Annotated in this window: 4 protein-coding genes and 1 pseudogene; 4 read left to right on the forward strand and 1 reads right to left on the reverse strand. The window is 71.8% G+C overall.

The features are described 5' to 3' along the window. Window positions 1-74 precede the first annotated feature (74 nt). The 4 genes from ACIRDX_RS21135 (at window position 75) to ACIRDX_RS21150 (ending at window position 3,739) form a co-directional block, all read left to right on the forward strand. Window positions 75-1,415, forward strand: coding sequence for a hypothetical protein (locus tag ACIRDX_RS21135; protein WP_396627414.1), 1,341 nt, complete (start codon window positions 75-77; stop codon window positions 1,413-1,415). Window positions 1,416-1,648: 233 nt separating this feature from the next. Continuing rightward, the gene (locus ACIRDX_RS21140; protein WP_396627415.1) at window positions 1,649-2,566 is read left to right on the forward strand and encodes an NAD-dependent epimerase/dehydratase family protein; all 918 of its coding nucleotides are present in this window, start codon (window positions 1,649-1,651) and stop codon (window positions 2,564-2,566) included. A gap of 58 nt (window positions 2,567-2,624) precedes the next feature. Beyond that, window positions 2,625-2,798 carry a hypothetical protein gene (locus ACIRDX_RS21145; protein WP_396627416.1) on the forward strand — a complete coding sequence of 58 codons (174 nt, stop codon included), beginning with the start codon at window positions 2,625-2,627 and terminating at the stop codon, window positions 2,796-2,798. Then, complete coding sequence (locus ACIRDX_RS21150; RefSeq protein ID WP_396627417.1) at window positions 2,798-3,739, forward strand: threonine/serine dehydratase; 942 nt, start codon at window positions 2,798-2,800, stop codon at window positions 3,737-3,739. The genes ACIRDX_RS21145 and ACIRDX_RS21150 overlap by 1 nt, the downstream gene beginning before the upstream one ends. A 104-nt stretch (window positions 3,740-3,843) precedes the next feature. Here the strand turns inward: ACIRDX_RS21150 and ACIRDX_RS21155 are convergent. Continuing rightward, window positions 3,844-4,146: pseudogene (locus ACIRDX_RS21155) on the reverse strand (hypothetical protein); the annotation flags it as partial.

Here is a 4,146-nt window from a genome sequence, read left to right on the forward strand (position 1 = left end):
GGACGGGATCACGCCGTGGCGAGGATGTCTCGCCGGGGCCGGGGGCCATGCGCCGCATATGATAGTGGACGCCCATGCCAGTGCCGCCGGCCTTTGCTGCGAGCGCGCTCTACGACAGCCTGCTGCAGGGGGCGCTCCAGCGCTTCCTCGCGCGCGCGACCCTCGAGCTCGAAGCCTCGCTGACCGATTCGGACATCCGGTCGCTCGCCATCGAGCCGACCGACGACCCCTGCGAACTGGTGCTGCGCTGGTTCGGCACCCGGCACATCCTGCACGTGCCGCGGTCGCAACCGTTCACGGCGCACGAGCTCCGCGTGGCGCGGGCGATCGGCGAGGTCCTGGCGGCGCGGTACAGCACCATCTTCGACTCGGCCGTGATGGCGGCGCGTGCCGACCTGTTCCAGGGCCTGATCGAGGACCGCTACGTGGCCGCGTTCCTCGACCGACGCCCGTACCGGGCCGGCGTCGAGCGCAACCGCGCCGATCGTCTCGCCCACTGCATCGAGGTGCTGCGGGTGGCGGCGCTCTCCAGCTACGAGAGCCACGCGATCTCGTCGGGCGTGCTCGTCCTCGGCGACGACGAGCCGCACGCGCGGCAGGGGGCGGCGCGGATGTACGGCCAGTCCCTGACGGCCATCAAGAGCTTCTATCGCCTCTGCGACGGCATGCGCACGGTGTTCCTGGTCGGCGAGGACGGCCTGCTGCTCGACATCATCGACATCACGCACCGGGCCCGCGAGATCCACCCGATGATGGCGATCACCTCGCCGTGCCCCTCGGCCTACCGGCAGCACGCGGCGTCCACGCTCGGCACCCGCGACACCTGCATCGTGCTCAGCCCCTCGCACGAGATCAAGGTCTTCGCCGAGGGCGCCCACGTCTTCACGTTCCGCAACGCCGAGTGGCGCCTGCTCGACGTCGAGGCCAAGTACGTGCAGTGGCTGCAGGCCGTCGGCTCGCGCCCGATCGCGGAGAAGCTGTTCCAGTGCGCGCTCGACATGGCTGACGCCCGTCAGGGCGCCCTGCTGGTCGTGCTGCGTGACGCCGAGTCGGCAGGAGCCCTGGTCGCGCCCGTCGATCGCCTCGATCGTCCCGCGCCCGCCGGTGCGGCGGGCGAGAGCAGTCGGCGTCCCCTGCACTACCTGTTGCGCGGACGCACGCTCGACGATGTCGACGAGAGCGTGTTGATGGCGCTGGCCAGCCTCGATGGTGCGACGGTGGTCGACACGCACGGTCGGCTGATCGCGGCCGGGGCGATCCTCATGCATCCCCACGGCGAAGGCGGCGATGCCTGGGTGTCGGAAGGGGCCCGCACCACGGCCGCGCAGGCGGCGGGGCGCTTCGGCCCGGTCCTCAAGGTCAGCACCGACGGGATGGTCACCTGCTACGACGCGCAGCGGCTCTGGGAGATCTAGACGGTCTCGGGAGTCGGGAGTCGGGAGTCGGCACTGGGGGCGCGAATCGGGTGTCCCCCGGGTACCTCGTGCGCTCGCTCGTGTCGCAACGTTCTTTATGGCCGAGGTAATGAATCGCGCGGCCCGGCGAGTCCCCGAAGCGGGCTAGAATGGCGTCCCCGGAGGGCGACGCGCGCTCGAGCGCGAGGGCCGGCCGGACGCAGAGGAAGGCGACAGCACGTATGCGAGTGTTCGTGACGGGAGCCACCGGCTACGTCGGGTCGGCGGTGGTCGACGCGCTGCAGCGGGCCTCGCATCAGGTGGTGGCGCTGGTCCGGCACCAGGAGAAGGCGCGCCGGCTCGCCGACCGGGGCGTCGACGCGGCCGTCGGCACCCTCGGCAACCCCAACACCTGGCGGGTGCAGGCGTCCTCCTGCGACGCCTTCGTGCACGCCGCCTTCGAGCCGTCGCCCAAGGGCGTCGAGATCGAGCAGATTGCCCTCGAGACCCTCGTCGACCTCGCCCGCCGCGCCGGCGAGCGCGGCCCCGCGGTGCTCGTGTACACATCGAGCATCTCGGTGCTCGGCCCGGCCCCTGAACCTGTGGACGAGTCGGCGCCGATGGCCCCGGTGGACCTGGTGGCCTGGCGTCCGGCCCACGAGCACTGGGTGCTCGGGGCTGGTGGTGGTCTGCGTGCGGCCGTCATCCGCCCCGGCATCGTCTATGGCGGCTCGCGCGGGATCGTGTCGGACATGCTGGCCTCGGCCGAGAACGGGCTGATGCGGATCGTGGGCAGCGGCGAGAACCACTGGCCGCTGGTGTACGACCGTGACCTGGCCGACCTGTACGTGCGGGTCATCGCCAGCGACGAGGGGCACGGCGTGTTCCACGGGACCGACGGCGCCGACGAGCAGGTCCGGACGATCGCCGACGCGATCGCGGCCCATCGTCCGCACCCGCCCGACATCCGCTGCGTGCCGCTGCCGGAAGCCCGCGCCAAGATGGGGCCGTATGCGGATGCGCTGGCGCTCGACCAGCGGATTCGCAGCGCCCGATCGCTGGCGCTCGGCTGGGCGCCGTCGCTGCACTCCGTGTCGGGCAACATCCCGCGGCTGTTCGAGGAACTCCGTCGGGGGCGTGCCAAGCGCGAGCAGGACCAGCAGGACTCGTGACGCGTTGCGCGGGAGCCGGGCGTCCCGCTCGGCCGCGCCGAGCCGCTAGAATTCCCGCATGCGTCTTCGCTCGTCCTTGCGGGCCCTGCCCAGGCTTGCCCTGGGCCTCGCCCCGATTGCCCGGCGCCTCTCGGCCCTGGCGCCCGCCGGTCTGGATCCCGACTCGCTCGGCGCGACCCTGATGCGGCTCCACACGCGCGCACAGCGGCGCGCCCGGAAGGCCGGACGCTGATGCTGGCGACCCTCGACGGCATCCGTGAAGCTGCCACGCGCGTGCAGGGCATCGCCCGCCGCACCCCCGTGCTCGACCTGGCGCCCCTGCTGCCGCTGCACGTCAAGTGCGAGCAGATGCAGCCGATCGGCGCGTTCAAGATCCGCGGGGCGTACAACTACCTCGCCCGGATGACCGAGGCGCAGCGCGCCCCCGGCGTCATCACGTACTCGTCGGGCAACCATGGCACCGCAGTGGCCTTCGCTGCCCATCGCTTCGGGATACCCGCGGTGATCGTCATGCCCGAGACGGCGCCAGCGGTAAAGGTGAACGGGGCGCGTCGCTGGGGCGCCGAGGTGGTGTTCGCGGGCACGACCACGGTGCACCGCCAGGCCCGCGCCGAGGCGATCGCCAACGAGCGCGGACTGATGGTCGTGCCGCCCTTCGACTGCCTGCCGATCATCGAGGGACAGGGCACGGCCGGCCTCGAGATCGTCGCGCAGGTGCCTGATGTGCGGACGGTGGTGGTGCCCGTTGGCGGCGGGGGGCTCATCTCCGGCGTCGCCGCGGCCGTCAAGCTCACCGACCCGTCGATCCGCGTCGTGGGCGTGGAACCCGACGGCGCCCCCAAGATGTCGCAGTCGCTGGCGGCGGGCATGCCGATCACGCTCGCCACGGTCGGCAGCATCGCCGACGGGCTGATGGCCGTGCGGCCGGGCGTGATGAACTTCCTGCACGTGCAGGCGTTCGTCGACGAGGTGATCACCGTGAGCGACGACGAGATCGTCGAGGCGGCGCGGGCGCTGTGGGACACGGCGCGCATCGCCATCGAGCCCAGCGGGGCGACGTCGGTGGCCGGTGCGCTGCCGCGCATCGCCGACTGGGCGCGCGAGGGCCCGGTCGTGGCCGTGCTCAGCGGCGGCAACGTGTCGCTCGCAGCGCTCGCCGAGCTGCTGGGGTAACTTGACATTCGACATTCGACATTGACGGCGGCTCGGCCTGACGGCCACCGCTCGCTCGCCATCCCTGATCGTGGCGAGTGGCCGGAGGCCCTCGCCCGAGAATCTCAAATGTGCGATTTCAAATTGCCACGCGCAGCCTCGATGGCCTCCTCCACCGTCGTCACCACCCCATCGAGCTGCTGCTCGTAGACCGCCTTCAGGATCTCTCCCATGCGCGGTCCCGGCGCGACGCCGAGCGCGATCAGGTGACGGCCGAGCAGCAGCGGCGGCGGTGGGGCATGCTCGACGCCGAGCGCCGCCACGCGGTCGAGGAACCACTGGCCGAAGCTGCAGTCGAACACGCCGCCGCGGCCGTTGCAGTCGGCCTCCGACAGCCGGGCCAGCAGGACCATGTCCACCTTCCGCGC

It is taken from the genome of Luteitalea sp. (genome assembly GCF_044337415.1).
Lineage (GTDB): Bacteria > Acidobacteriota > Vicinamibacteria > Vicinamibacterales > Vicinamibacteraceae > Luteitalea.